Below are 389 nucleotides of genomic sequence, written 5' to 3'. Positions count from 1 at the left end.
GCCGATGTACTGGTAGATGCCCAGCGTGATCGGCTTGACGTCGTCCGTGGTGTTCAGGGTGAGGGCGAACATGAAGTCGCTCCACGCGAACAGGAAGGCGAACAGACCCGAGGTGATCAGGGCGTTGCGGCTCATCGGCAGCACCACCCGCAGGAACACCCGGACCGGTCCCGCCCCGTCGATCTCGGCGGCCTCGATCACCTCCCCGGGGACGGACACCATGAAGGAGCGCATCAGCACGATGGAGAAGGGGATGCCGAGCGAGGCGTCCGCGAGCATCAGCCCGGCGTACGAGTTGACCAGGCCCAGGTCGACGTAGGAGGTGTAGAGGGCGTTGGCGATGACGATGCCGGGCACCATCTGCGTGATCAGGGTGCCGAACACCATGG

Annotated in this window: 1 protein-coding gene; it reads right to left on the bottom strand. The window is 65.3% G+C overall.

Features of this window, described 5'->3' with window-relative positions; translation table 11 throughout:
* Nucleotides 1–389: carbohydrate ABC transporter permease (locus LPA54_RS41605; RefSeq protein WP_228985546.1), on the bottom strand; the 389-nt coding region annotated here is incomplete at both ends.

It is taken from the genome of Streptomyces sp. DH12 (assembly GCF_020873895.1).
Classification (GTDB): Bacteria; Actinomycetota; Actinomycetes; order Streptomycetales; family Streptomycetaceae; genus Streptomyces.
Note: the sequence above shows the minus strand (reverse complement) of the source record. Positions and strands in the feature narration are given on the sequence as shown.